Annotated in this window: 28 protein-coding genes; 15 read left to right on the forward strand and 13 right to left on the reverse strand. The window is 72.4% G+C overall.

The window, feature by feature from the left end:
• Positions 1-201 precede the first annotated feature (201 nt).
• From CUC05_RS15630 to CUC05_RS15640, 3 genes are all read left to right on the forward strand, one after another.
• A complete protein-coding gene (locus CUC05_RS15630) occupies positions 202-1,128 on the forward strand; it encodes a hypothetical protein (protein WP_157965624.1) in 927 nt (308 codons plus the stop codon).
• A 146-nt stretch (positions 1,129-1,274) separates the two neighbouring features.
• Positions 1,275-1,514 carry a microaggregate-binding protein 1 gene (mbp1, locus tag CUC05_RS15635; RefSeq protein WP_108667055.1) on the forward strand — a complete coding sequence of 80 codons (240 nt, stop codon included), beginning with the start codon at positions 1,275-1,277 and terminating at the stop codon, positions 1,512-1,514.
• Positions 1,515-1,654: 140 nt separating this feature from the next.
• Entirely contained in the window at positions 1,655-3,457 is a 1,803-nt protein-coding gene (locus tag CUC05_RS15640; RefSeq protein WP_108667056.1) for a DEAD/DEAH box helicase, read from the forward strand.
• 114 nt (positions 3,458-3,571) lie between these two features.
• Here the strand turns inward: CUC05_RS15640 and CUC05_RS15645 are convergent, their stop codons facing one another.
• Positions 3,572-4,018: a cupin domain-containing protein gene (locus tag CUC05_RS15645; RefSeq protein WP_108667057.1), complete on the reverse strand. Its 447-nt coding sequence runs from the start codon at positions 4,016-4,018 to the stop codon at positions 3,572-3,574.
• Positions 4,019-4,074: 56 nt separating this feature from the next.
• On the opposite strand from CUC05_RS15645, the gene CUC05_RS15650 reads away from it, so the two are divergent.
• Entirely contained in the window at positions 4,075-4,698 is a 624-nt protein-coding gene (locus CUC05_RS15650; RefSeq protein ID WP_157965625.1) for a hypothetical protein, read from the forward strand.
• 119 nt (positions 4,699-4,817) lie between these two features.
• Complete coding sequence (locus CUC05_RS15655) at positions 4,818-5,264, forward strand: DUF3293 domain-containing protein (RefSeq protein WP_157965626.1); 447 nt, start codon at positions 4,818-4,820, stop codon at positions 5,262-5,264.
• A gap of 182 nt (positions 5,265-5,446) precedes the next feature.
• On the opposite strand, the gene CUC05_RS15660 is transcribed toward CUC05_RS15655, so the two are convergent.
• The 3 genes from CUC05_RS15660 to CUC05_RS25140 are packed head-to-tail and all read right to left on the reverse strand — an operon-like array spanning position 5,447 to position 7,657.
• Positions 5,447-6,487, reverse strand: a complete 1,041-nt coding sequence (locus CUC05_RS15660; protein ID WP_108667060.1) for an oxygenase MpaB family protein — start codon at positions 6,485-6,487, stop codon at positions 5,447-5,449.
• Entirely contained in the window at positions 6,484-6,810 is a 327-nt protein-coding gene (locus CUC05_RS15665; protein ID WP_108667061.1) for a TfoX/Sxy family protein, read from the reverse strand. Before CUC05_RS15665 ends, CUC05_RS15660 begins: the two co-directional genes overlap by 4 nt.
• Positions 6,811-6,856: 46 nt before the next feature.
• Positions 6,857-7,657 (reverse strand): arginine deiminase family protein, encoded by an 801-nt coding sequence (locus CUC05_RS25140; RefSeq protein WP_170128031.1) that lies wholly within the window; start codon positions 7,655-7,657, stop codon positions 6,857-6,859.
• A gap of 78 nt (positions 7,658-7,735) precedes the next feature.
• Here CUC05_RS25140 and CUC05_RS25145 point away from each other — a divergent pair, with 78 nt between their 5' ends.
• The gene (locus CUC05_RS25145) at positions 7,736-8,437 is read left to right on the forward strand and encodes a DUF6308 family protein (RefSeq protein ID WP_170128032.1); all 702 of its coding nucleotides are present in this window, start codon (positions 7,736-7,738) and stop codon (positions 8,435-8,437) included.
• 6 nt (positions 8,438-8,443) lie between these two features.
• Here CUC05_RS25145 and CUC05_RS15680 read toward each other — a convergent pair whose 3' ends face one another.
• Positions 8,444-8,920 carry a VOC family protein gene (locus CUC05_RS15680; protein ID WP_108667064.1) on the reverse strand — a complete coding sequence of 159 codons (477 nt, stop codon included), beginning with the start codon at positions 8,918-8,920 and terminating at the stop codon, positions 8,444-8,446.
• 159 nt (positions 8,921-9,079) lie between these two features.
• Here CUC05_RS15680 and CUC05_RS15685 point away from each other — a divergent pair, with 159 nt between their 5' ends.
• The 5 genes from CUC05_RS15685 to CUC05_RS15705 all read left to right on the forward strand — a co-directional run bounded on the left by CUC05_RS15685 (position 9,080) and on the right by CUC05_RS15705 (position 13,651).
• Positions 9,080-9,325 (forward strand): hypothetical protein, encoded by a 246-nt coding sequence (locus CUC05_RS15685; protein ID WP_108667065.1) that lies wholly within the window; start codon positions 9,080-9,082, stop codon positions 9,323-9,325.
• A gap of 75 nt (positions 9,326-9,400) precedes the next feature.
• Positions 9,401-11,083 carry a TM0106 family RecB-like putative nuclease gene (locus CUC05_RS15690; protein WP_108667066.1) on the forward strand — a complete coding sequence of 561 codons (1,683 nt, stop codon included), beginning with the start codon at positions 9,401-9,403 and terminating at the stop codon, positions 11,081-11,083.
• Positions 11,084-11,159: 76 nt separating this feature from the next.
• The gene (locus CUC05_RS15695; protein WP_108667067.1) at positions 11,160-11,570 is read left to right on the forward strand and encodes a nuclear transport factor 2 family protein; all 411 of its coding nucleotides are present in this window, start codon (positions 11,160-11,162) and stop codon (positions 11,568-11,570) included.
• Between the two features lie 117 nt (positions 11,571-11,687).
• Entirely contained in the window at positions 11,688-12,989 is a 1,302-nt protein-coding gene (locus tag CUC05_RS15700) for an NAD(P)/FAD-dependent oxidoreductase (RefSeq protein WP_108667068.1), read from the forward strand.
• A complete protein-coding gene (locus CUC05_RS15705; protein ID WP_108667069.1) occupies positions 12,986-13,651 on the forward strand; it encodes an SDR family NAD(P)-dependent oxidoreductase in 666 nt (221 codons plus the stop codon). Before CUC05_RS15700 ends, CUC05_RS15705 begins: the two co-directional genes overlap by 4 nt.
• 16 nt (positions 13,652-13,667) lie before the next feature.
• On the opposite strand, the gene CUC05_RS15710 is transcribed toward CUC05_RS15705, so the two are convergent.
• Both CUC05_RS15710 and CUC05_RS15715 read right to left on the reverse strand, forming a co-directional pair.
• Entirely contained in the window at positions 13,668-14,579 is a 912-nt protein-coding gene (locus tag CUC05_RS15710; protein WP_108667070.1) for a GNAT family N-acetyltransferase, read from the reverse strand.
• On the reverse strand, positions 14,576-15,088 hold the full coding sequence (locus tag CUC05_RS15715; protein ID WP_108667071.1) for a GNAT family N-acetyltransferase: 513 nt from the start codon (positions 15,086-15,088) through the stop codon (positions 14,576-14,578). Before CUC05_RS15715 ends, CUC05_RS15710 begins: the two co-directional genes overlap by 4 nt.
• A 187-nt stretch (positions 15,089-15,275) precedes the next feature.
• Here CUC05_RS15715 and CUC05_RS15720 point away from each other — a divergent pair, with 187 nt between their 5' ends.
• Positions 15,276-16,700 (forward strand): S1C family serine protease, encoded by a 1,425-nt coding sequence (locus tag CUC05_RS15720; protein WP_157965627.1) that lies wholly within the window; start codon positions 15,276-15,278, stop codon positions 16,698-16,700.
• 217 nt (positions 16,701-16,917) lie between these two features.
• Here the strand turns inward: CUC05_RS15720 and CUC05_RS15725 are convergent, their stop codons facing one another.
• Together CUC05_RS15725 and CUC05_RS15730 are read right to left on the reverse strand one after the other, a co-directional pair.
• Positions 16,918-17,256, reverse strand: a complete 339-nt coding sequence (locus CUC05_RS15725; protein ID WP_108667073.1) for an MGMT family protein — start codon at positions 17,254-17,256, stop codon at positions 16,918-16,920.
• A complete protein-coding gene (locus CUC05_RS15730) occupies positions 17,253-17,609 on the reverse strand; it encodes a hypothetical protein (RefSeq protein ID WP_108667074.1) in 357 nt (118 codons plus the stop codon). Before CUC05_RS15730 ends, CUC05_RS15725 begins: the two co-directional genes overlap by 4 nt.
• Before the next feature lie 160 nt (positions 17,610-17,769).
• Here CUC05_RS15730 and CUC05_RS15735 point away from each other — a divergent pair, with 160 nt between their 5' ends.
• Positions 17,770-18,150 (forward strand): CBS domain-containing protein, encoded by a 381-nt coding sequence (locus CUC05_RS15735; RefSeq protein WP_157965628.1) that lies wholly within the window; start codon positions 17,770-17,772, stop codon positions 18,148-18,150.
• A 194-nt stretch (positions 18,151-18,344) separates the two neighbouring features.
• Here CUC05_RS15735 and CUC05_RS24770 read toward each other — a convergent pair whose 3' ends face one another.
• From CUC05_RS24770 to CUC05_RS15745, 3 genes are all read right to left on the reverse strand, one after another.
• The gene (locus CUC05_RS24770; protein WP_157965629.1) at positions 18,345-18,557 is read right to left on the reverse strand and encodes a hypothetical protein; all 213 of its coding nucleotides are present in this window, start codon (positions 18,555-18,557) and stop codon (positions 18,345-18,347) included.
• A gap of 108 nt (positions 18,558-18,665) precedes the next feature.
• Entirely contained in the window at positions 18,666-19,952 is a 1,287-nt protein-coding gene (locus CUC05_RS15740; RefSeq protein ID WP_108667076.1) for an HNH endonuclease, read from the reverse strand.
• Positions 19,949-20,551 (reverse strand): hypothetical protein, encoded by a 603-nt coding sequence (locus tag CUC05_RS15745; protein ID WP_157965630.1) that lies wholly within the window; start codon positions 20,549-20,551, stop codon positions 19,949-19,951. The genes CUC05_RS15740 and CUC05_RS15745 overlap by 4 nt, the downstream gene beginning before the upstream one ends.
• Positions 20,552-20,685: 134 nt before the next feature.
• Between CUC05_RS15745 and CUC05_RS15750 the strand changes: the two genes are divergently transcribed.
• Together CUC05_RS15750 and CUC05_RS15755 are read left to right on the forward strand one after the other, a co-directional pair.
• Positions 20,686-21,849, forward strand: a complete 1,164-nt coding sequence (locus CUC05_RS15750) for a PrnB family protein (protein WP_157965631.1) — start codon at positions 20,686-20,688, stop codon at positions 21,847-21,849.
• 90 nt (positions 21,850-21,939) lie between these two features.
• Positions 21,940-22,245, forward strand: coding sequence for a hypothetical protein (locus CUC05_RS15755; protein ID WP_108667079.1), 306 nt, complete (start codon positions 21,940-21,942; stop codon positions 22,243-22,245).
• 13 nt (positions 22,246-22,258) lie between these two features.
• On the opposite strand, the gene CUC05_RS15760 is transcribed toward CUC05_RS15755, so the two are convergent.
• The gene (locus tag CUC05_RS15760) at positions 22,259-23,440 is read right to left on the reverse strand and encodes a TlpA disulfide reductase family protein (RefSeq protein ID WP_108667080.1); all 1,182 of its coding nucleotides are present in this window, start codon (positions 23,438-23,440) and stop codon (positions 22,259-22,261) included.
• Positions 23,441-23,508: the final 68 nt, after the last annotated feature.

Genomic DNA, 23,508 nt, shown 5'->3' on the forward strand with positions numbered 1-23,508 from the left:
CCGTTGTCGTGGTCGTGGCCGGAAGGTGGGTCAGCGCTCGTCACCGGGTGGGTCAAGATCCGTCAGGGTTCGGTGGCGGTACAGTTCGACGGATGCGGTGGGTCAGCCGGAGGGCACTGACGAACCGTTCGATGCGGTCGTGCGATGCACCTCTGCCGGGCACTGTCCCACCCCGCCGCCGACTTCGTCAGGACCCGTTCGATGAGTGACCGCTGGACCGCCGACGCCTTCGTGATGGTCGACTGGAGCGCGGCGTCGACCCGTGGGCCCAAGGGTGGAGGGGCCAACGGGCTGTGGGCGGCGATCGGGGAACCCGACCGGGCCGACCGCGTCGTCGCGTTCCGCACCCGCGCCGAGGCAGCCCGCTGGATGGAGGAGGAGCTGGGTCGCCTGACCGCCGACGGCCGCCATGTGCTGTGCGGGATCGACGCGGCGTTCGGGTACCCCGCCGGCACCGCCGCGGCCCTCGGGATGCCGGCCGCCGAGGATCCGTGGACGTGGATGCGAACCCTGCTGGCCGAGCTGATTACCGACGACGATCGCAACGTCAACAACCGCTACGTCGTCGCCGACCAGCTCAACGCGCGCATCGGTGCCGAGGAGGGGCCGTTCTGGGGGCGCCCGGAGACCCAGCCCCTCCCGCACCTGCACCCCACCAAGCCGACCTTTCCCGTCGCCACGCCGCACGCCTGGCCGCTGGCCGAGCTTCGCCACGCCGAACGCCACTGGCGCGAGCGTGGCCACCAGCCCAAGTCCGTCTGGCAGGTGGCCTACACCGGGTCGGTCGGCGGGCAGACCCTCGTCGCCCTGCCCGTCATCCATCGGCTGCGCCAGGTCTTCGACGAACTGCAGCTGCTGGTCTGGCCGTTCGACACCGGCTACGACACCGGCCGGTTCCCGTCCCCCGGGGTGGTGGTCGCCGAGGTCTACCCGAGCCTCCTGCCGCACGATCCCTCCCTGCATCCCGTCCGTGATGCCGCCCAGGTCCTGGCGCTCGTCGCGGCCTACCGACGGATGGCCGAGGACGGCAGCCTGCTGACGGCGATCGGCCCGCCCGACCTGAGCGCCCTCGCCATCACGGCGACGGTCCAGGAGGAGGGGTGGATCCTGCCCGTGAACGGCGCCTGACCGGCGATCACGGGACACCTCGACCTCCCTCGCAGCACAGGTGACGCTTCGTCGGGGTCGAGTCACCCGCGGGGGTTTGTCAGCCCAGCCATCGGGCATCGCTTCGACGAGAGGGCAACACCCACCACACCAAGGAGCGAACCACCATGGCTGACAAGGACACCGGACCGGAAGCTGGCGCCAAGGGCGTCATCGAGGACGCCAAGGGCAAGGCCAAGGAAGCCGCAGGCGTGCTGACGGGCAACGAGGACCTCGAGAACGAGGGCGAAGCCCAGCAGGACAAGGCCGAGGCCCAGCGCGACGCCGCCCAGAAGGAAGCCGAGGCCGAGAAGGCCCGCGCCGAGGCGAAGGCCGAAGAGGCCGAGCAGAAGTCGCACCAGAACTAGGCTCCCACCAGGCGAGCAACGGGTCAGGCCACCTGAGTCGGACCCAGCAGAACACTGCGCCCCCGAACCGTCTCGAACGGTCGGGGGCGCTGTTGTGTGTCGAGCAGGCACACTCGGTGGTCCCTCGAAAGGCTTCTCCAGTGACACCCCCCGATCAAGAACACGACGTTCCCGACGCGGAACCCACCACCGACCCCACTCCCGAGTCCCCCGCGGAGGCGCCTGCTGACTCCGCGCCGGACGCGCACGTCGACCCGCCCGGGGACACCCCGCCCGCGTTCGCCGACCTCGGCCTGCGCGCGGAGCTCGTGACCGCCCTCGACCAGCTGGGCTACGAGGAACCGACCCCGATCCAGGCCGAGGCCATCCCGCCGCTGCTGGAGGGTCGTGACCTGCTCGGCCAGGCGGCGACCGGTACCGGCAAGACCGCCGCGTTCGCCCTCCCCCTGCTGCAGCGGATCCCCGACGAGGTCGACCGCGGTCGGCAGCCGATCGGCCTGGTCCTGGTCCCGACCCGCGAGCTGGCCATGCAGGTGTCGGAGGCCATCCACACCTACGGCAAGGCCATGGGCGCCCGTGTGCTGCCGATCTACGGCGGCCAGCCGATCTTCCGCCAGCTCAAGCAGCTCGACCGGGGCGTCGACATCGTCGTCGCCACCCCCGGACGTGCGATGGACCACCTCGGCCGTGGCTCCCTCGCCCTGGACAGCCTCGAGGTCGTCGTCCTCGACGAGGCCGACGAGATGCTCGACATGGGCTTCGCCGAGGACATCGAGGCCATCCTCGAGCAGGCACCGTCCGAGCGGCAGACCACCCTGTTCTCCGCCACCCTGCCGCGCCGGATCGCCGGGCTGGCCGACCGCCACCTGACCAACCCCGTGCGCATCCAGATCAAGCGGGAGGAGCCAGCCGAGGGCGAGGCACCCAAGGTCAAGGAGGTGGCCTACGTCGTCACCCGCCACCACAAGCCGGCGGCGCTGGCACGTGTCCTCGACGTCGAGGACCCCGACGCCACCATCGTGTTCTGCCGCACGCGCCTGGAGGTCGACGAGCTGACGTCGACCATGAACGGCCGTGGGTACCGAGCCGAGGCGCTGCACGGCGGCATGGACCAGGGCATGCGCGACCGGGTCATGAACCGCTTCCGCTCCGGCGCTGCCGAGCTGCTGATCGCCACCGACGTCGCCGCCCGTGGCCTGGACATCGACACCCTGACCCACGTGGTCAACCACTCGTTGCCCTCGGCCGTGGAGTCCTACACCCACCGCATCGGCCGTGTCGGCCGCGCGGGCCGCGAGGGCATGGCCATCTCCCTGGTCGAGCCGCGCGAGCACCGCGCCATGAAGGCCATCGAGCGCCACACCGGCCGCAGGATGCAGGTCGAGACCGTCCCGACCGTCGCCGACCTGCGCGCCCGGCGCCTCGGCATGCTGCGTGCGTCCATGCGCGAGATGTTGCTGTCCGACGGCGACGACCTCGACACCTTCCGCCCGGTCGTGGAGTCCCTGTCCGACGAGTTCGACCTGGTCGAGATCGCCCTGGCGGGCATCAAGCTCGCGCACGACGAGACCCACAGCGACGCCGATGACGACGACGTCCCGCAGGCCTCGTTCAGCGGCAAGGGCAAGGGCGACAAGAGCGGCTACCAGGGCAAGAACAGCCGTGGCGGATCCGGCGGCGGCAAGTCCCGCGGCCCGTCCGGTCCCACGACCAAGCTGTGGATGAACCTGGGCCGCGAGGCCGGCATGCGACCCAAGGACCTCGTCGGGGCGATCGCCAACGAGACCAGCCTGACCGGCCGCGACGTCGGCGCGATCCAGATCCACGGCCGCTTCAGCCTGGTCGAGGTGCCGTCGGCCGCGGCCGACGAGGTGATCAGCTCGCTGATGCGCACCAAGATCCGTGGCAAGAAGGCCAAGGTTCGCGAGGACAAGGTCACCTGATCCCGGTGACCGGGTGAGGGAACGCCGGGCCGGCTGAGGGGGTGGGGATGCCGGCCCGGCGTCACGGTCCAAGCGGGCAGCCCGAACCACGCTTGGGGTTTCGACGTCCGCCCCTCACATCCCTCCCGGAGTTGCGCCGGGTTCCCAGCCGGGCTCGGCCAGCACAAAGCCGTCGAAGGTGAACCCCGGCGCAACGACGCAGGTCACGAGGGCCCAGCCGTCGGTCGCCTCGGCCGCCTGCCAGTGGCCCTCGGGCACGACGACCTGCGGATCCTGTCCGGCCATGACGTCGCCGCCCAGCTGGTGCGCGGTCACCGCCCGGCCGTCGGCGCTCAGCAGGAGGCGCACCGGCGAGCCGGCGTGATGACACCAGACCTCGGCGGCGTCGACGGTGTGCCAGTGGGACCGCTGTCCCTCCTCCAGCAGGAAGTGGATGGCGGTGCTCGTGGCACGCCCGCCGTCCACGGTGGGTGCCCGCCAGGTCTCGGCGTACCAGCCACCCTCGGGATGGGGCTGCAGGCCCAGTCGGTCGATCAGCGCTCGTGCGGTCGGGTCGGTCATGCCCGCGAGTGTCTCGTGGGCGTGTGGGCCGGCACTCGGCGGGGAACACCCCGGACATGACCTCGCGCACCCCGACCGACCCGCTGACGCCGCCGGACTCCCGCCTCGAGCGGGTGTGGGCGACCCTGCACCCGGCCCCCGAGCTGCCGCTGGAGGGACCGTTCGTCGCGGGGTTGGGTCCGTTGCTGGACGACCTCGGCCGCCGGGCCGGCGGGGTCCTCCACGGCCCCCGCGCACGCCGGGTCATCGCGGCGGTGGGCAACCGCTACAGCGTCAGGGTGGACCCGACGCGGGTGCAGAGCCGCGGGATCATCCGCTACCACACCGCCTGGTGGGAGGAGGTCGAGGCCGTCGAGCTCGAACCGATGGCGGCCATGGCCGCTCGACGGCTGGTCGGGCGGACCGCCGGGACGCTGGTGGGCCGCTGGGTACCGATCCCCGGGCTGCGCTGGCTGGCCGGCAAGGTGGTCGACCGCCTGGCGGGTGTCGTGGCCGACGTGTCCACCACGGTGATCAACGACAGCCCGTCGGTGCTGGTCGGCGTGCGCACCCGGTCCGGAGACGGGGTCCGCTTGGAGGGTCCGCTGGCGCTGACCTCGTTGTTGTCGCGCGGGTTGACCGAGGCCGTGGTGGGTGAGGCCGTCCGCCGCGGCATCCCCGTCGAGGTCGCCCACGACTGACACCCCCTCACGGGGCCCCGCGTTGTGCAGGTCAGCCGGGTCACCGGCCGAGCTGCACAGCCCGGCGCGAGGGTGGTGCACGTGGGCCGACGGGCCGGGCGAAGTGCACAATCCGGGGGGTGACCCGGCCGGCCGAACCATCCCTCCACGACGTGCTCGAGGCGTACGCCGCCACCGACGTCGACGTGTGGTTGCCGACGCCGACGCGTGTCGCCGGGCGGGCCGCCCGTCGTGATCTCCCGACACGGTTCGTGGTGATCACCGGGTGGAACCCGGGCAGCCGGGTCACCGACGAGGCGACCAACCGGCAGGCCAACGCCGACCTGGCCGCCGTGCTGCTGGCGATGGGTGCCACCGTCCTGCCCGCCCGTGGGACCGCCACCGACGGCGGGTGGTCGGAGGACTCCTTCGCCATCCCGCTCGACGACGGTCGTCCGTCCCTCCACACCCTCCTGGCGGTCGGTCGGGCGTTCGGACAGCACGCCGTCTACGTGATCGGCAACGACCACCTAGACATCGTCGCGTGCGCCGGCGGCCCGTCCCACCGGCTGCCACGCATCCGATGACGGCCAACGTCAGGCGTCAACGAGTCGACGAACGCGGTCCCGGAGGCGACCCGTCACCGCCCCGGCCACGAGCATGACGTTGCGCGCGGTGCGCCGTGCGGGACAACACCGACTGACTCTCGATCGGTCGACATCGGCGGGCTTCGGGCGGAGCAGGCCCCGCGCCGTTCGTCCGGGGATCGTCAGATGGAGCGCTGCAGCTTGACCAGAACGTCGTCAGCGTTGCCGTTGCCAGCGGTGCGTTGCCGTCCGACACGCGTCGCGGCACGCGCCGGAAGTGTCAGGGGACCGTGCAGGACGCGGAACAGGTCGAACAGCGTGCGGGTCCCGCGGGCCACGACGGCGTCGCGCACCGGGGTGTCCGGCTGGTCCAGCAGGTCGCGCCACTGCGGCGGCAGGGTGGCCAGGGTGCTCCCCACGAAGACCCGCCAACCCGCCCGTTGGACCAGCGGCAGGCCAGGCGGGTCGAGCAACCACCGGAACGACCGCCGGCCGAGCTCACGCAGCTCCAGCTCGGGCTGCAGCTCTGCCAACCGTGCGGTCAGGCCGGCCACGTCGGTCGGCACCCAGCCCTCCACGATGAGGGGGAGGGGCACATCGCCGGCCCGCAGCCGGGCGCCTGCGTCGGGATCGGCGCGCAGCTGGCCCAGGTCCACGCGCGGGTCCAGCAGGGCGTTCAGGACGGCCTGCTCGGCCACGAACCGGTCCGCGACGTCGAGCGCCGGAGGCCGGCCGAACGCCTCGTGCACCGCGAGGGTCGACTCGGTGAACGTCATGCCGACCCAGGCCAGGTAGTGCGGGTCGCCGGCCGAGTACGGCTCCCCCTGCGCGGTGCGGCCGACCACCCGGCGGTGGATCCGCTGCACGGTGGCGCTGATGTCGAGGGCCTGCCCGGTGCTGCCGAAGTTGGCCAGCTGCAGGTACAGGGCGGTGCGTTTCACGCGGCCCAGGAAGTCCTCGGCGAACGACCCGTGGGTGTGGACCGCCTCGAGCGCGATCGGATGGAGCATCTGGACCAGCAGCGCCCGGAACCCCATCGGCAGCACGCAGGGTTCGCCGAGCAGCTGCCACGTGGCCGACCCCGGCCCCATCAGCCCGGGGTCACCCGGGTCGACGGTCGCGTCGAACGGCTCCCCGAACATCGCATGCACACCCTGCTGCATGACCGAGCGGACGCCCGGCACGCCGCGGGGAAAGGTCCTGACGGCCAGGTCGCCGATCACCGGTCGAGGCCGTCGATCGCTCGCTTGGCCCACTCCCGCAGCAGGTCCTCGTCGTCGGCAACCTCGGCGGGCACCGACCAGTACGGCATGCGGTCGTGCGCGACCGCCCCTGCATCCTCGTACACCCGGCTGTGCTCACCCTTGGCCTTGAGGTGGACGTGCGCCCGGGAGTCGACCATGGCGAACATCGACCCGTCGTGGACGATGCCGTGCCCGCCGAACATGGGCTTGCTCGTCACCGGTCCGAGGGACTGCCACTCCTCCACCAGCTGCGCGGCCCGCGCGGTCGACTCGGCGGTCAGCCGTGCACCCTTCTCGCCCATGTCGGCTCCTTGTCGGTCGGCTGGGACGAGCGTACGTCGGTCGGGGTCACCAGCGGAGGGAGAGGCAGGTCAGGCCGCCGTCCATGCGCTCGAAGTCGCCCATGGGAACCTCGGTGATCGGGCCGTGGCGACCGACCAAGGCGGCAACGTCAGGGAAGCCGGCCGCCACCAGCGTGGTGTGGCCGAGGGGGACGACGTTGGCGGCGTAGGCATCGGCCGCGGCCACGACGTGCTGCAGCAGCCCGTCCAGCCCCGACGCATCGGTGATCTGCATCGTGGGGGCCAGCAGCAGCTGGCCCGGGACGACCTCGGTCGTGCCGGTCTTGAGGTGCAGCACGCCCGTGAACGGCACGAGGTGCACCGGCCAGCCGGCCCGGTGCTCGGCGACGATCGCGGCCAGCGCCCGGGCGCCCGCCTCGTTGGTCCGACGTGACACCCCGATCAGCATCCGGTCGTGGGCGACAAGCACGTCGCCGCCGTCCAGCGTCGCGTGGGGCCCGCCGAGGTCGGCCAAGGACACGACGGTCGGGTGTGGCAGTGCGTCGGCCAACCGGGCCGGTTCGTCTCGCCGCTCGGGCGCGCCGGGTCGGGTCAGGACGGCGACGTCCTCACCCAGCAGCACCGCCGCGTCCTCGACGTAGTGGGCGTCCGGCAGGTCCTCCTCCGCCGGCAGGACGGTCACGTCCAGGCCCGCGTCGCGCAACGCCGTCACGTAGGCCTCGTGCTGGGCCGCGGTCACCTCCGGGTCGGGGGCCCCGAGGTCGGCGTCGGTCAAGCCATCGGCTGCTCTGCTGGAGGGCAGGCGGACGATCGCGCGAGTGGGCGGTGGCAGCAACGGCGGGGCCATGCGGCCGGAGCCTACGCCGGTCCGGAGCGGTACGGTTCGGCGTTCGCGTGGACCTCCTGCGCGCTGCGAGGAGACGCTATGGCATCCACCCACGTGACCGTGGCCGGCGACACCCTGTCGTTGGAGGCCGCCCAGTCCTGCATCGGCCGATACTGCGGGGCCCCCGCCGGTCGCTGGGAGCCCGACCGCACCCGGCCGGTCGACCCGGGCACGCCGGCGCCGATCTTCCGGGCGCACGGCTACCGCAGCTTCGACTGCGTGCCGGCCGGTCCCGGACGGACCCTCGACCCCATCGACGTGCTGGTCGGCGCCGGGCTCGGCGACGGCATGGACCAGGACGCCGTCGACGCGGTCCTCGGCCTGCGCCCTGCGCTCGACGAGGCGCTGCTGGCGCTGCCCGATCCGGCCCCGGTGCTGTGGGAGATGTCCAGCGCCGAGCTGTTCGGCAAGGGCGGCATGGCCACCACCAACGGTGAGCTGTGGCGGCCGTGGGCGCTGCTGATGAACGTCCGCGGGGTCGGCATGCGGACGACCCATGCGGTGCTGCACCACAAGCTGCCGACCGTCTATCCGCTGCTGGACCGGCGGACCGTGGGGCACTTCACCAAGCGGTCGCAGGCCTGGCAGCAGACCCACCACGACCTGGTCGAGCAGGCCGAGGCGTGGACGTTGCTGGAGGACTGGCACCGCGAGACGATCGTCCCCCGGTCCGGTCCCGGTGCGGTGCCGTTGAACCGCCTGCGCCTGCACTCGGTGATCCTGGACGTCCGTACCACCTGAGCGGGGCTACGCCTCCGCGGGACCACCCTGCACCGCCGCGACCATCTCCTCCATGGAGACCTCGCTCGTTCGGGTGTGCAGGCTCCACTGGTGGCCGAACGGGTCCTGGACGGTCGCCGCCCGTTCGCCGTAGAACTCGTCCTTCGGCGGTCGCAGCACGGTGGCTCCCGCCTCCTCGGCACGCGCAACGGCGGCATCGACGTCGGGCACGTAGCGGTGGAGGATCACCGACGTCGACCCCGTCCGGTCCGGACTGCGGGTCGGGCCGTCGTCCATCTCCGGGGACATGTCGGCAAGGTAGAACGGATGGCCGTCGATGGCCATCTCGGCGTGCCCGACCCGCCCGTTCGGCATCGCGAGCCGCATCCTCTCCTCCGCCCCGAACGCCGCGGTGTAGAAGTCGATCGCAGACGCAGCCCCCTCCACGATCAGGTAGGGGATGACGCCCTCGTGGCCCGGTCGGTCGTAGCGGATGTCGGCCATGCGCGTCACTCCTCGTGCTGAAGGCAGTTCAGTATCTCCGTCACTGGGCATCCTCCCACCGTCGCCGTGGTCCTTCCAGACCCACCGCCACGAAACTTTCGCCGCTCCGGACGGTCCAACGACCGTACGACCCACCCTCACGAACGGGAGCCACCTGCCATGCCCATGACGTCCACGTCCTCGCCCGTCCGGCGCATCATCCAGACCGCCTCGCCGAACGAGACGGTCTACGGCATCGGCGACGGCTGGCGGATCTACGCCCAGACGGGTGACGGCTGGCAACCGATCGGCACGATCATGGACCCGGTCCGGATCGGGGCCCGCATGACGATCATCAGCGACCACGTCGTGAGCTTCTCCTCCGTCGTGGTCAGCGACGACCCGGTCGCGAGCTCGGCCGCCTGACCCGCCGCCGCGGCACGGTCGCCGGACGGTCGTTGTCGGATCTGACGACGGGGAGGGGTCACACTCCCGGGCACGATGAGCGCCGCCAAGCCCCTGTCCAACCGAGACGTCCGCCGAGCACCGCTGCTGGATGCGCGCGCCGCCACGCGCTGTCCGCTGCGCACCCACCTGATGATCGAGCCGCCCGAGCACGTGGTGGAGCAGCCGCTGCCCGTCGACGTGCTCGTGCGCATCGAGGAGGGCCGGGCGTTCGAGGACCAGGTCATGGCCGAGGTCGCTGCGGCCGTGGGCGACCTGCCGGACCTGACGGGCGACGAGGCCGGCACCCTCGCCGCCATGGCCGAGGGCGTCCCCGTCATCGCACAGGCCGAGCTGCGTGACCACGCCGGACGCCGCACCGGCCGCCCCGACCTGCTGGTCGGGCTGCCCCACCCCACCACCGACGGGCGGACCGCCTACATGCCCGTCGAGGTGAAGGCCCACCTCGTCACCGCCGGCGGGAAGTCCGGGTCGCTCGGGCCGCTGCGGGCCTGCGCCCACACCGACGTGGCAGGTGGGATCGACCCCGCCACGGTCGCCGAGGTCGAGGGGCCGTGGACCCGGAAGCGTCCCGACGACCTGCTGCAGCTGGCCCACTACCACCGCCTGCTGGAGCACCACGGGCACGCCGGACCGGGATGGGCCGGCGTCATCGGCTCCGACCGCACCCTCGCCCTCGTCGACCTGACCGCGCCGACCTTCCAGTCATGGCGCAACGTGTCGGGTCGGTGGTCGACCCTGGAGAAGTACGACCGCGAGTTCGGGTTCCGCCTGGACGTTGCGGCGCTCGCGACCGACCGGGTGGACGGGCTGACCGACGAGGATCCGCTGGTCGTCCCGGCCCGCTCCAGCGAATGCGATCGATGCCGGTTCGAGGGTGTCTGCGCCCCGCGCATGGAGGACGCCGACGAGCTGACCCTGCTGCCGAAGGTCACTTGGGACGTGCGGCAGCGCCTCCATGCCTCGGGCCTGACGACGCGGTCGGCGCTGGCGCTCGCCGATCCGGTGACCCTGCCCACCAACGCCATCCGCGAGGCCGCCGACCATGCGCGGGTCCAGACCAGCGGGGTGTCCCTCGCCCGGGTGAGGGGTGCGGATCGGCTGTCGTTGCCCCGCGCCGACGTCGAGGTCGACGTCGACATGGAGTCGACGCCCGACGGGCGGGTCTACCTGTGGGGGTGCCTGGTCACCGACACCCTCGACGGGGCATCGTCGCGCTACGTCCCGTTCGCCGACTTCTCGGCCGATCTGGACGACTCCGCGGTGTTCGTGGAGTTCTGGGACTGGCTTCAGGGGGTCCGTTCGTCCGCCATCGACGCCGAGCGGTCCTTCGCCGCGTACTGCTGGGCCGGCGGGGGTGCCGAGGACCGCTACCTGCGGCTGTACGGGCCTCGCGTCGGCGTCGACGTCGAGGCGTTCATCGGGTCCCCCGAGTGGGTCGACCTGCACCGCGTGGCCCGGGCCCACGTCACCACCGGCGGGTCGTTGGGGCTCAAGGTCGTCGCCGAGCGGATGGGCTTCGCGTGGCGCGACGACGAACCCGGCGGCGGGCAGTCCATGGTCTGGTACGCCGACGCGGTCGCGGGCGACAACCGGCAGCGACAACGGCTGCTGGACTACAACGCCGACGACGTGGCGGCGACCCGATGGGTTCGCGAGCACCTCGCTCGGACGTGGGAGGACCTGCCGCGGGTCGAGGACCTGACACCCAGCGCCTGATGTGTCCAGCAGGCAGCCCGACGAGGTCCCGACAACCCCCACCCCGACCGACGCCGCAGGAGTAGCATCCGCCGCGATGAGCCACGCTGCGTCGCACCCGAACCTGGACGTCGTGAACCGTGTCTACGAGGCCATGGCCGCCGGAGACCGGGAGGCCCTGCACGACCTGCATCATCCCGACGTGGTGCTGCACGTGTCCGGTGACGGCCGCCATGCCGGCGACTACGTCGGACGCGACCGTGTCCTCGGGATCAGCGGGGTCGCCGACGGCGGCCCGGACACCGCCAACGACACCATCGAGGTCCACGACATCCTGTGGACGCCCGAGCACGTCGTGGTCCTGGTCCACGCCACCGTCGAGCGCGACGGCGAGACGCTGGTACAGAACATCGTGCAGGTCATCCACACCGACGACACCCAGGTCACCGAGATCTGGGAGTACCTGTGGGACCAGCAGGCCGACAAGGTGTTCTGGTCCCGCCACTGACCCGGTGTCCCCCCGACCGCGTGTCGGGTATCGGGCCGCCCGTCGCAGGAACCCGACACGCGTGGGATGGCGGGTCGAGGTGCCGGCCGTGGTCGGGGTGGGTATGACTGCCGCACCGTGCCGCCCCCTGCCCAGCCCCCGGATCGTCCGCTTCCCTCGCGCGCGGAGGTGGTGGTCGTCGGCGCCGGCCTTGCCGGGCTGGCCGCGGCGACGGCCGTCCAGCGTGCCGGCCACGACGTCGTGGTCCTGGAGGCCTCCGACGGTGTCGGCGGGCGGGTGCGCACCGACGTGGTCGACGGCTTCCGGCTCGACCGTGGCTTCCAGGTCCTCCTGACCGCCTACCCCGAGCTGCACCGACAGCTCGACGTCGACGCCCTCGACCTGCAGTCCTTCGGGCCGGGCGCCCGTGTGTGGACGGGCCGGTCCATGGCGATGGTCGGCGATCCGCTGCGCGACCCGTCCACGGCGCTGCCAACGGTCACCGCCCGGGTGGGAACGCTGGCCGACAAGCTCCGCCTGCTGCGCACCCGCCTCCGGCTGTCCCGCACCGACGCCACCGACCTGCTGCGCCAGCCCGACGGCAGCACCCTCGACGCGCTGCGCCACGACGGGTTCGGCGAGCGCATGATCACGCAGTTCTTCCGCCCGTTCGTCGGGGGCATCCAGCTGGACCCGAGCCTGTCGACGAGCCGACGGATGTTCGACGTGGTCCTCAAGTGCCTGTTCGAGGGAGAGGTGGCCGTGCCCGCCGAGGGGATGGGCGCGATCCCCGCGCAGCTGGCCGCCCGACTCCACCCGGGCACCGTCCATCTCGACCGTGCGGTCGAGGCCGTCGAACCGGGTGAGGTCACCGTCGCCGGCGGCCAGCGCGTCACCGCTGACCGGATCGTCGTGGCGACCGAGGGCCCGGCGGCATCCCGCCTGCTCGACCTTCCCGAGGTCGGGTCCAACCCGGCCGGCTGCGTGTGGTTCGCCGCGGACACCCCACCGGTCGAGGGGCGCTACCTGGTGCTCGACGGCACGGGCCGTGGCCCCGCCCTCAACGTGGTCGTGCACAGCAACGTCGCCCCCTCCTACGCGCCCCCCGGCCGTGCGCTGATCGCCGCCGCCTGCCCGGGACACGCCGAGGCCGACCTCGAGCAGCCCGTGCGGGCTCAGCTGCGGGGCATGTTCGGCGCTGCGGTCGACCGCTGGACCCACCTCCGCACCGACGTGATCCCCCACGGCCAGCCGACCCAGCTGCCGCCGTTCGGCCCGAAGCAACCCGTGGCGCTCGGCGAGGGCCTGTTCGTCTGTGGCGACCACCGCGACACCGCCTCCATCCAGGGGGCGTTGTTCTCGGGCCGCCGCTGCGGCGAGGCCGTCGTGTCGTCCCTGACCGCCAGCCCCTCCCCCGTCAACAGGAAGCCAGCTCGATGACCGACCGATCCGTCCTCGTCGCGGGTGCCACCGGAGGGTTGGGCTCGGCCATCGCCGGCCTGCTCGCCGAACGCGGCGCCACCCTCACCCTCGTGTCGCGCCGGCAGGAACGCCTGGACCAGCTCGAGGTGGAGGGCCACCGTCTTGCGCTCGACCTCCGCGACCCCGCGTCGTGCCAGCGCGCAGTCGATGCCGCCGTCGCGCATGCCGGCCGGCTGGACGTGGTCGTCAACGCCGTCGGGCTGGTCGCGTTCGGACCGGTCGCCGACCTGTCGCTGGACACGATGGAGGAGCTGTTCCTGACCAACACGTTCCTGCCGATCATGCTCGCCCGAGCGGCGTTGCCCGTGCTGGCCGAGGGTGGGGCAATCGTCAACATCTCCGGCGTGATCGCCGAGCAGAACCTGCCGAACATGGCCGCCTACGGGGCGTCCAAGGCCGCGGTGCGCAGCTTCGACGAGGCGTTGGCCCGGGAGGCCCGCCGGCAGAAGGTGCGGGTCATCGACGCCCGACCACCCCACACCGAGACCGGACTGGCGACTCGCCCCATCGCCGGAGAGGCGCCCAGGATGCCCAACGGCAAGGACCCGGCCGACGTCGCCGCGACGATCGTCGACGCCATCCTGGGTGACGCCACGGACCTGCCCTCATCTGCGTTCTGAGATTCGGTCAGTGGGGTCATGTCAGGCTGCGGCCCCAGCGGGTGTAGGACTCCGTCACCGTCATGCCGATGTGTTCGTAGAGGGTCTTCGCCCCCGTCCGCGAGTCCGTCGACAGCCCTGCGGAGGCCATCCCGTGCTCGGCGAAGCCCCTGAACGCCGCAGCCAGCAACGCCCGACCGAGCCCCCTTCCCCGGTGCTGGCGGGCGACGGCGAGCTGCTGCACCCATCCCTCGTCGCCGTCGACGATGCAGACCGCCGCACCGATGACCCGACCGTCCTCGACCGCGACGAGCTGGAGCTCGGGCACGACGTCGTCCCGGTCGAGCTCCTCGGCGACCCAGTCCTCGAAGTCGTGGCCGGCCCCCCGGCCGGGCCACTCGCTGAACGCCGTCTCGACGACCTCGTGGATCGCCCGGTCCTCGGCCGGTCGGCGGACCGGACGGATCGTCACCCCGTCGGGCAGCCGCAGGTCGGGAAGCGGGGACTGGAGCGGGAAGGTGAACACCCACGACTCGAACCGTGGCTCGTAGCCGTGCGCTCGCACGACGGCCTGGGCGTCGTGTGCGGTGTCGGCGATGGTCTGTCCGATGTCGGGGCACCCCCGGCGTCGTGCGTTCGCCTCGGTCCAGCGCAGGAGCCAGGTGCCGATCCCGCGACCGTTCGCCGACGGACGGACCGCCACCCACGCCCGGCCACGGAACTGGTCGGCGTACCCGACCAGACGTTCGCCGTCGTCGATCACGACGACGTCCTCGGACAGGTCGACCGACGGTCGCTGCCATTCCGAGGACAGATCGGCTGCCGAGGTGTGCGGCACCGCGCCGGCATGCTGCTCCTCCTCCCGGCAGACGGCGACGACCGCGTCGATGTCGTCGAGGGTGGGCGGTCGGGCGATCAGGCCGTCGGGCAGCCCGGGGACGTCGATCATCGGTGGCGAACCATCAGTCGGGCGGGGCCGTCCTCGTCGAAGAACGTCCCGCGGGTCGTGAAGCCGGCCTTCTCCAGCGCCCGCCAGGACGCAACGTTGGACGACATCGGGGACGCACACACCTCGGTCCACTCGGGGTGCTGGCCGAAGACGATCCGTTCGACGAACGTGGCGATCATCAGCGTGCCGAGGCCCCGGTGGCGGCCGGCGGTCGGACCGACGAGGTAGTCGATGCCGGCGGCCGTGCGCCGGACCCCGAGCCGGAACCACTGGGTCGTCTCGTCCTCGTCGGCGAAGTCCGCGGCGGCGTAGGCCTGGATCCAGCCGATGTCCTCACCGTCGTGCACGGCGATCCAGTGCTCGACCGGGTCGGTGTTGGTCGAGCCGTACTCACGGACCACACCCAGCCACGACACATCGTCCCCCTCCCACCACCGGACGACCCCAGGTTCGTTGAGCCAGCGGTGCAGCATCGGCAGGTCGTCGTCGGTCAGGCGCCGGAACTCCACGGGCGCATTGAAGCAGCAGACGCGGCCGCGAGGAACCCCATGCCGGCTTTGCGAAGCGGTGCACCGCCATTACCCAGTCTTGGGAGAGGAGGAGGCACGGGTTGACGTCGACGTCCGCATGGTGGATGTCGTACCCGGCCGAGACCCCGACCGGCTCCACACCACCGCACCCTCGTTGGAGGCCCCCGTGTCCACCATTCTCGACCCCAGCCAGCAGCCCGACCCCACCGCGCAGGGTGGCCCGACCCCGCAGAGCGGCCCGTCGCCACAGCCGGTGGCGTCGCCGACCCCGGCCGGCGCCCCCCGCGAGGCCAATGGCGGCTACGCCTTCTCGGGCCACCCGGGCGACCGGTGGGAGGCGCAGCCGGTCGAGCGCGGCGGATCGTCGTCCGTACCCGGATACGGCCCGCCCCCCGGCTACCCCGCCTCGCCGGTGTACGGCCCCGCCGCCCCACAGCCCGCTGACGGCACCCCCTCCACCGGGTACGACGCGGTGCCGCCTGTCGGCCCCTCCGGGTCGACCGCGACGGCTGCCGAGCCCAACCGCCGCCCGTGGGTGACGCCGCTGGTCTCGGCCACGCTCGCCGCGGTGGTCGCCGCCGGGGTGGCGTTCCCGATCGCCCGGTCCACCGTCGACGAGTCCGCGACCGCGGACCGGGTGCCGGCGTCGTTCATCGTCGACGGCACGGGCGCTGCCGACACCGACGTCGCCGAGGCCATGTCGATCAGCGACGTCGCCGCGGCCGTGTCCCCCTCCGTCGGGCTGGTCAGCGTGACCACGCGGGCGGGTCAGGGTTCCGGGTCCGCGGTCGTCTACGACGCCGACGGCCTGCTGGTCACCAACAACCACGTGGTCGCCGACGCCGTGGCAGTCCAGGTGACCCTCCCGAGCGGTGAGACCCACGACGCCCGGGTCGTCGGGACCGACCCCACCACCGACGTGGCGGTCCTGCGGATCGACGCCGTCGACCTGCCGACGATCCCGTTCGCGACGGAGGAGGCGACCGTCGGTGAGACCACGGTGGCCATCGGCAGCCCGTTCGGCCTGGACGGCACGGTCACCACCGGCATCGTCTCGGCGACCAACCGGACCCTCGGCGGGCAGACCGGCGTCCTGGGTGACCTGATCCAGACGGACGCGTCGATCAACCCCGGCAACTCCGGCGGCGCGCTGGTCAACGGACAGGGTGAGCTGATCGGGCTGAACACCGCGATCCTGTCCGGCTCCGGCACCTCCTCCGGGGTCGGGTTCGCCGTGCCCGTGGCGACCGTGCAGAACGTGGCCGACCAGATCCTCGCCACCGGCAGCGCCGTGCACGCCGCGCTGGGTGTTTCCGGCCAGACCGTCGACGAGCGCACCGCGCAGCTGTACGACCTGGACGTCGAGGCCGGCGCGGTCATCGCCTCCGTCGAGTCGGGGTCGGCCGCGGCCGCCGCCGGCCTGCAGCCCGGCGACATCGTGACCGCCGTCGACGGTGACCCCGTCGACACGATCGCCGACCTCTCGGTGGCCATCCGGGCACACCAGCCCGGCGAGGTCATCCATCTCGACGTCGTCCGCGACAACGCCAGCGCCACGATCGAGGCCACCCTCGGCGAGGCGACCAGCTGATCGGCTGACCAAGGTCGAGGCCTCCCTCGGCGAGGCCCAGCTGATCGGCTGACCAGGTCCGTTCGACCGACCCCGTCCGGGCCCCGGTCGACGCCGCCGCCACCTCGCCCCGACCCACCACCCAAGCCACACGTCCAGATCGCACACCCAGATCCGACACCCCGACCCGACGCCCCGACCCGACGCCCCGACCCCCACGGTCGGGGCGTCGATGTGTTCAGCCGATGTGGACGTGCACCGCGCCGGTCAGGTCCTCGACCAGCACGACCCCGTCGGCGCGGAGCAGGGGCGCCTGCACACGGGCATGCGTGCGGTACAGCCGGCCGCCAGCAGGCACGACCCGCCACCACGGCAGGTCCGGAACCCGGCGCAGCACGTTGGCGACGGCTTGGCCGGCTCCGGGATGGCCGGCTTCCTCGGCGACCTCGGCGTAGGTGGCGACGTCTCCGGGCTCCAGCGCGGAGACGACTGCCACGACGGCCCGCTGGAAGGGGGTCAACCGATGCCGGTCGGGATGTGGTCGGAATCCCGGTGGCGGTGGGATGACGCGGGTCATCCGATCCCGGCCGTACGGTCGAGGTGCTGCAGCAGGTCGTGGGCGGCCAGCTCGACGGCCTTGTGACGCCACTGGGTGGCTCGGTATCGGCAGGCCAGCAGCCCCGAACGATGGACGCGGCGGAAGTCGCCCACCACGAAGGCGTACCGACCCTTGGTCCGGTCGCTGGCCCCCACCGTGAGTCCCAGGTGCCACGCGGCGTACGCCGGCCAGGAGTGCCGCTCGAGGTAGGCGTTCTCGGCGTCGGCGTCCGGCTGGACCCGACCCCACTCGCTGTCCAGCACGTACTGCCGGGCATCGATCATGTCGCGGACCTTCTCGACCGCATCGACGTTGACCTCGTAGCTCGCCATCGCCGTCAGTCCTTCCCGCTGCGGCCCCACCCGACACCGGTGGGGCCGTCGGTCCCGACCGGGCCGGGACCCTCGACCCTCGTGCACACCGTCCAGCGGCGGCATCGTTGGGGTCAACAGCCCCTCAGGGGACCCGCCCCGAACCGAGCAGGTGATCGCCATGCACGTGCAGTACTTCATGACCCCCAACCCGACGTCCGTCAACCCCGACGAAACCGTTGGCGCGGCATGGGATCGCATGAACACCCTGGAGGTCCACCACCTCCCCGTGACGTCCGACGGTCGGCTGATCGGCATCCTCAGCGATCGTGACCTGCCCGACCACGACGATGTCCTCGTCCGGGACGTCATGTCCCTGGAGCCCATCACGGTCCACCCCGACGACGAGCTCGTCGAGGCCGGACGGACCCTCCTGTCCAACGGCATCAACGCCGTTCCGGTCGTCGACGAGGACAACGCGCTCGTCGGCATCCTCACGACCACCAACTGCCTGGTGGCCATGATCCAGCTGAACCACGAGCTGAAGTTGGCAACCAGCTGACGGGTCTGCCACCGTCCCCCGTTGTCGGTGGCAGAGCCGCCGTCAGCACGGCATCCCGGATCCGAGAGGCCTACGCGTCGCGTGGGCCTCTCGCCATTTGGCCCCTGCGCGAGGGCGGAGTGTGGCAACAGGGCCGGAACCGCCACCGGCAGCGCCGCGGACAGTCCGCCGCGGGGTGCGCCCTCGACGGGTGCTCAGGGGCCCTGCCGACGCCGCCAGGCCTTGATGTGGCGGTACCACCCTCGGGTGGCGATCGCCCCACCAACGCCCCCGCCGGCCAGCACGCCCGCCGCGAGGCCGAGCACGTCGTCGAGACAGTCCTCGCAGGCCTCCTGCATGGCCGGTGTGCGGTGCAGCCTGTCCACCCGTCGGGTGCAGCGTGGACAGACCTTCTTGACAAGCCCCATGACCTCGGCTCGTAGCGGACCACCGGTCCCCCATCGGTGTACGCCTGTTCCGACCCTGCGCGGAACTGCGCGGGCAGCCCGAGGGCCCCGCCGGCGGCGGGGTGCGGGTCAGATCGGTAGTCGTCCGTCGCCGGGATCGTCCCGGTCCGGGCCAGTCCGATCCGGGGAGGTCCGACCTGGTGCCGTCCGGCCCGGGGCGGTCCGGTCCGAGGACCCTGCTGTGCGGTCGGGTCCTGACGTGGCTGTCTGGTCGGGGATGCTGGGTCTGGGGTTGTCGTCGGGGAACCTGGTTGTCCGGGTCACGGTCTCCCCGTCACGGGTGCGGGTGATGGTGACGGTGCCGGTGGGCAGGTCGAAGTCCAGCAGCCAGCCGTCGTGGTGCACCGCGTTGTGATGATGGCGGCACAACGGCACCCCGTTGTCCTGATCGGTCGGCCCGTCGTGACGCCACCACTGGACGTGATGCAGATCAGTCCAACCGATCGGCCGACCACACGGCGTCCGATCAGCAGTCGGGAACGCACACCCTCCGAACAACAGGTTGGCGGCGGTGTGCTGGGCTGTCGTCCACGCCCTGGTGGTCCGACCGATGTCCAACGGCATCCCCCGGGCATCGATCACCGCCCGGGTCAACCGGGCATCACACGCCAACCGCCTGGCCGTCTCCGGCGAGACCACCGTCCCGAACCCTGCCACCCCCGCCACCTCTGCCTCACCCGTCAGGGTGGCCAGCGGGACGGTGACGGTGACGTGGGGCTTGATGCCGCGCGACGTGGGCAGCTCACCCGCCTGCAGCCCGGCGGTGATCAGGTCGAGGAACGCGTCATAGCGACGCTGCTCCGGGGTTCGTCGTTCCGCCTCGGGGGTGTCGGGCGGGTCGAACACATGGGCGGCTTCGATGCCGGCGTGGAGGAGCTCGCGGTCGGTGTCGGTCAGCATGACCCGCAGGACCGTCTGCCCGGTGATCCGGTCGGACCCGAAGGTCACCGATCGGCGGGCCCGCTGCGCCGCGGCAGCCCGTTCCAACGCCGCCACATCGGCCGCTCGCATCGTGTTGGCCTCGGTCCGCACCCGATCCGGTGACGCCCCCGCCACCGCTGATTCCAACAACGCCTCCTGCCGGGCCTTCCGGGCCGCCTCGTCGGCGGCCGCCTGTACGGCGGCTGCTTCGGCGCGTTCGCGGGCGAGCTGTTCCTCCCGAGCAGCGGCCTCGCGGGCAAGCCGCATCCGTTCCGCCAACGTCGCGGCGTCTGCCTGTGCCCGCTCATCAGCCAGACGACGCTCCTGGCGTTCGGCGTCCTGCCGTGCGGCCTCGGCGCGGGCGGCGGCGTCCTGATCGGCCGCCTGCTTCTCCGCCGCCGCCACCAACCCCGCCGCATGATCCCGCGAGATCACCCCGCCTGCAACCGGTCCAACACCTCCCCCTCGTCAGCCAGGCCGACCGCCAGACGCACCTCACGTGCCGCCGTTGCACCCGACAGGCCGAACACCCCCGCCACCCACGCCGACAACGACACCGCACCATCGCACTCAGGCAGACCAGCCACATCCGCCGCCACGATCCCCCGCAAACGCGCCGCCGACAACGCCGCATCCACCCCCGCGAGTCCCTCCATCGCACGACGGACCGACCCCGGCTCGACGATCCCCGAACCACCGTCGCCGGTCACCCCCGAGGCGGTGCCAGCAGCCATGCCCGCCAGCCAGTCGTTCAACCGGCCCAGGACCCCCAGCGCCTTACCCACCAACACCACCGGATCACCCGCCGCACCGGCACCCTCCGGACCGCCGAGCCCCCCAGCCCCGCCATCCGACGGCTCACCAACCGTGTAGTCCGCCCCGTCCTCCCCCGCCAGCCACAGCTCGGGCACCCCACCACCCGATGCCGGCACCTCCTCCGCGAGGTAGGCGACGACGTCCTCCTCCGACAACCACACCTCCGCCAACCGGCCACCCCACCGGGTCGGCTCGACCTCCTCAACCACCGTGGTCATCGTCGCGTTCACCTCCTCCCGGAACCCAGTTCTCGATGTACCGAGCAACCTACGCGGGGGGTGTGACATCGCCCTCTCGCACCCCAACGAGCACGCTCGCCCACCACCTCGAACGGGTCTGGGATGATGGACACATGGCCGCCGAACCACCCCTGTCGACGCTGGCCGACCTGTCGTCCTACGAGGTCAGCCCGACCACCGGCTTCGTCCCCGACACCGACCCGCTGATCGACCTCCCCGACGCCTTCGCCCCGCTGGCTGTCGTCGCCGACGACGTGCCCGGCCTGCTGCGTTGGGGCCGGGTCCGTGCCGCCATCGACGCCATGCCCGAGGTCGACGCCACCGCCGCCACTACCCGTCACGAACAGGAACGTGCCCTCCTCGTCCTGACCACGCTCGCCAACGCTTGGGTGTGGAGCGACCCCGACGGCGACCTGCGGATGCCGGTCCAGCTGGCGCGACCGCTGTGGCAGCTCGCCAGGGCCCTCGACCGCCAGCCGATCGTCCACCACGCCTCGATGTGCTTGTGGAACTGGCGACGCATCGACCCCACCCAACCCGTCTCGGCCGATAACAGCGAGCTGCTGCAGACCGTCATGGGCGGCACCGACGAGACGTGGTTCTTCACCGCAACCCTCGGCGTGGAGCTGGCCGGCGCCCCGGTCCTGACTGCCCTGCACGACGCCGCGGTCGCCTCGACGCACCACGACGTCGACACGGTGGAGGCACTCATGGTCACCGTGGCCGACCTCGTGCCGTCCCTCACCACCGCCCTGGCCCGCATGCGGGAGTGGTGCGACCCGCACATCTTCTACCACCGCCTGCGGCCCTTCCTGGCGGGCTGGCCCGAGCCCGGCGTGGTCTACGAGGGCGTCTCCCCCGACCCGCTGGTCCTGGCCGGGGGCAGCGCCGGGCAGAGCTCCCTCGTCCAGGCGCTCGACGCCGCCCTCGGGGTCGACCACGACGGCAGCTCCGCCGGCCCGTTCCTGCGCCTGATGCGTGACTACATGCCCCCCGCCCACCGCCGGTACCTGGCCGACCTCGGCACGGCCTCCAGGATCCGCGAGGTCGCTGACGCGGCAGGCCCCTCCACCCTACGGGACAGCTACAACACCACGGTCGCCGAGCTGGAGATCTTCCGTCGCCGCCACATGGCCCTGGCGATGGAGTACGTCGTGGCCCCCTCCGGTGAGACGGCCGCGACGGGGACCGGCGGGACCGACTTCGCGGTGTTCCTGCGAGACGCGCGCACCGACACGGCCGCCGGCCGACTGCCCCCACCCGGACACCGAGGCTGACCACCGCGACCCGCCGTTGACGCAACGGGGCCCGCCGGCAGGACCAACAGCGGTACACCTGATGGTGCACACCACCACCGAGAGGTCGCCATGTCCCACGTCGTCGTCAGGTACCGACCCACCGCCGAGCAGGCCGATCACAACGAGGCGCTCGTCCGCGACGTCTTCGCCGAGCTGGCCGACGAGCAGCCCTACGGGTTGCGCTACGCCACGTTCCGCCTCGAGGACGGCACGTTCGTCCACATCGCCGAGATCGAGGGCGACAACCCGCTGCCCCGCAGCGCCGCCTTCGCGCGCTTCCAGGAGGGCATCGCCGACCGGTGCGAGGAAGGCCACACCCCCGACGCCCAGTCCGCCGTGCTCGTCAGCTCCTACAAGCTGATCGCGGGCCGTTAGCGGTCAACCACCGTCAGCCCGCCGCGCCGGCCCGCGCGACGGCGTCGGCCAGTGTGGCCTGGCTGAGTCCCCCGACGACACGCTGGACGACCTCACCCTCGGGGTCCAGCACGACCGTGGTCGGCAGGCCGGCCATGCCCAGGGCGTCGCTCACCCCGGCGTCGACCACGGTGGGGAACCCCAATCCGTAGCGGTCGGCGAAGGCCTGCCCGTCGGCCGCGTCGTCGTCGACCAGCACGCCCAGCACCACCGCCCGGCCATCCAGCGCACGGGCGGCCCGGGCAAGGGTGGCGGCCTCGGCATGGCACGGCGGGCACCACGACGCCCACAGGTTCACCACGACCGGCACATCCTGCTGGCCGACGAAGGCCGCCAGCTCGGCCCCACCCCAGGCCGGCACGTCAGCAGCCGCGCCATCAGCGACGATGGCCCCGACGAGCGACGCGTCCCCTCCCCCCTCGGGCATGGCCATGTCCGACAGGGCCATGTCCGACGACGCCGGGCCCGACGGCCCAGTCAGCACCGCCGACAGCACCACGATCCCCGCCAGCACCCCGGCGGCCACGCTGCCACCCCGACGCATCCCCGCCCCGACCCGCGGGTGGGTCAGCAGGGCGGCGACGCAGACGACGAGGGTCAGGACCACGTCGATGTCGGTGTCGACCGTCGGCAGGCTCGGGGTCAACGCCGTCGACACCAGGTGGACGGTCGAGACGACGGCGAGCAGCCGCAGCCCCGGATGCCACCGGGCCGGATCGCTGCGCCACAGCCAGGCGGCCCCGGCAGCGAACGCCACCACCCCGAGGAGGTTGGCCACGAGCCCGCCGGGCAGGTGGACCGCGGCGAACGTCCCCAGCCCGGCCGCGATGGCCACCGCCGCATCCGTCCACACCGCCACCGGCACCACGGCACGTCGCCGCCAGCCCGCCACAGACGCGCCGATCACCGCCCCCGGGACCGACAGGCCGGGACCGAGGGTCAGCAGCGCCCGAGGGTCGGGCAACGACCCCAGCAGCGCCGCGTCCAGGGCCAGCACCATCAGCCGACCGCCGACCACCGCCCCCACGACGAGGGTCAGGACGACGTCGACCGCCGCGTTGAGCCGCTGGCGACGGGCGCCCACGACGAGGAGGGCGACCACGCCCACGGCCAGCGCCGCGACGAGTCGCCCGATCAGCTGCCAGGGCACGACCATGCCCCCCACAACCTACGGCGAACCCAGCCCCTTCCCACTGGCCTCCCGGCGGCGACGGATGGAGCGGC

The organism is Euzebya rosea, from assembly GCF_003073135.1.
In the GTDB taxonomy this organism is placed as follows: domain Bacteria; phylum Actinomycetota; class Nitriliruptoria; order Euzebyales; family Euzebyaceae; genus Euzebya; species Euzebya rosea.

What these genes read in the sequence shown, in the direction of transcription:
- CUC05_RS15630 (WP_157965624.1), top strand. Translation starts at nt 202, where the DNA reads ATGAGTGACCGCTGGACCGCCGACGCCTTCGTGATGGTCGACTGGAGC.
- mbp1 (WP_108667055.1), top strand. Translation starts at nt 1,275, where the DNA reads ATGGCTGACAAGGACACCGGACCGGAAGCTGGCGCCAAGGGCGTCATC.
- CUC05_RS15645 (WP_108667057.1), bottom strand. Translation starts at nt 4,018, where the DNA reads ATGACCGACCCGACCGCACGAGCGCTGATCGACCGACTGGGCCTGCAG.
- CUC05_RS15650 (WP_157965625.1), top strand. Translation starts at nt 4,075, where the DNA reads ATGACCTCGCGCACCCCGACCGACCCGCTGACGCCGCCGGACTCCCGC.
- CUC05_RS15665 (WP_108667061.1), bottom strand. Translation starts at nt 6,810, where the DNA reads ATGGGCGAGAAGGGTGCACGGCTGACCGCCGAGTCGACCGCGCGGGCC.
- CUC05_RS25140 (WP_170128031.1), bottom strand. Translation starts at nt 7,657, where the DNA reads ATGGCCCCGCCGTTGCTGCCACCGCCCACTCGCGCGATCGTCCGCCTG.
- CUC05_RS25145 (WP_170128032.1), top strand. Translation starts at nt 7,736, where the DNA reads ATGGCATCCACCCACGTGACCGTGGCCGGCGACACCCTGTCGTTGGAG.
- CUC05_RS15680 (WP_108667064.1), bottom strand. Translation starts at nt 8,920, where the DNA reads ATGGCCGACATCCGCTACGACCGACCGGGCCACGAGGGCGTCATCCCC.
- CUC05_RS15685 (WP_108667065.1), top strand. Translation starts at nt 9,080, where the DNA reads ATGCCCATGACGTCCACGTCCTCGCCCGTCCGGCGCATCATCCAGACC.
- CUC05_RS15690 (WP_108667066.1), top strand. Translation starts at nt 9,401, where the DNA reads ATGAGCGCCGCCAAGCCCCTGTCCAACCGAGACGTCCGCCGAGCACCG.
- CUC05_RS15695 (WP_108667067.1), top strand. Translation starts at nt 11,160, where the DNA reads ATGAGCCACGCTGCGTCGCACCCGAACCTGGACGTCGTGAACCGTGTC.
- CUC05_RS15705 (WP_108667069.1), top strand. Translation starts at nt 12,986, where the DNA reads ATGACCGACCGATCCGTCCTCGTCGCGGGTGCCACCGGAGGGTTGGGC.
- CUC05_RS15710 (WP_108667070.1), bottom strand. Translation starts at nt 14,579, where the DNA reads ATGATCGACGTCCCCGGGCTGCCCGACGGCCTGATCGCCCGACCGCCC.
- CUC05_RS15725 (WP_108667073.1), bottom strand. Translation starts at nt 17,256, where the DNA reads ATGACCCGCGTCATCCCACCGCCACCGGGATTCCGACCACATCCCGAC.
- CUC05_RS15730 (WP_108667074.1), bottom strand. Translation starts at nt 17,609, where the DNA reads ATGGCGAGCTACGAGGTCAACGTCGATGCGGTCGAGAAGGTCCGCGAC.
- CUC05_RS15735 (WP_157965628.1), top strand. Translation starts at nt 17,770, where the DNA reads ATGCACGTGCAGTACTTCATGACCCCCAACCCGACGTCCGTCAACCCC.
- CUC05_RS24770 (WP_157965629.1), bottom strand. Translation starts at nt 18,557, where the DNA reads ATGGGGCTTGTCAAGAAGGTCTGTCCACGCTGCACCCGACGGGTGGAC.
- CUC05_RS15745 (WP_157965630.1), bottom strand. Translation starts at nt 20,551, where the DNA reads ATGACCACGGTGGTTGAGGAGGTCGAGCCGACCCGGTGGGGTGGCCGG.
- CUC05_RS15750 (WP_157965631.1), top strand. Translation starts at nt 20,686, where the DNA reads ATGGCCGCCGAACCACCCCTGTCGACGCTGGCCGACCTGTCGTCCTAC.
- CUC05_RS15755 (WP_108667079.1), top strand. Translation starts at nt 21,940, where the DNA reads ATGTCCCACGTCGTCGTCAGGTACCGACCCACCGCCGAGCAGGCCGAT.
- CUC05_RS15760 (WP_108667080.1), bottom strand. Translation starts at nt 23,440, where the DNA reads ATGGTCGTGCCCTGGCAGCTGATCGGGCGACTCGTCGCGGCGCTGGCC.